Below are 833 nucleotides of genomic sequence, written 5' to 3' on the forward strand. Positions count from 1 at the left end.
ATTTCTTTGATGACGAGATCGACAGTATTCGTCCATTCGACCCTGAGACACAGCGTTCACTAGAGCCCGTCGATTCGGTCAAGTTACTACCTGCGCACGAGTTTCCTCTAACTAAGGCGGGTATCGAACACTTTCGCGCCGCTTTCCGCGAGCGTTTCGAGATAAGCAATGAACGCGAATCCCTGTATCAACAAGTTAGCAAAGGACAGGCGCCTGGCGGGATTGAGTACTACTTACCATTGTTCTTCGAACAGACGGCAACGCTATTTGATTACCTACCTGATGACGCGCTATTGGTTACCTTTGGCGACATTCAGGGGACGCTTGAAAAGCTCTGGACTGATATTAGTCACCGCTACGAGCAGCGCCGATACGATCAACAAAAGCCGTTGTTGCATCCAAACGAAGTGTTTATGTTGGCGGAGCAAGTTCACAGCCGTTTCAAACATATGCGGCGCATACGTGCGGCCGTCCCAGCTGGTAAACCGACCCCCGGCGCAGTCACTTTTGATACTAACGCAGTGACTGATATCGCCGCAGAGCACCAAAATAAACAACCTTTTGCCAAGCTTAAGCAACTCATTGAGGATGCTATCAACCGCCAGCAACGTCTATTATTTATGACCGAGTCTGCTGGTCGAAAAGAAGCACTGCACGATATCCTCGGCCGCATTGGCTACCCTGCCCCAAGCGTCATGCACTTCAGTGATTTTGAGCAATCAGACGAGCCTCTAGCAATTACAGTCGGACCCATCATTAACTCGGTGTTTTTGGGCTCAGAAGACATTTACCTGATTACTGAAACGGAGTTAATGGGCAACCGCGTCTCGCAA

Annotated in this window: 1 pseudogene; it reads left to right on the forward strand. The window is 49.8% G+C overall.

The features are described 5' to 3' along the window. Positions 1–833: pseudogene (locus tag B2X00_RS04035) on the forward strand (transcription-repair coupling factor); the annotation flags it as partial.

This window comes from Idiomarina sp. UBA3162 (genome assembly GCF_002364475.1).
In the GTDB taxonomy this organism is placed as follows: Bacteria; Pseudomonadota; Gammaproteobacteria; order Enterobacterales; family Alteromonadaceae; genus Idiomarina.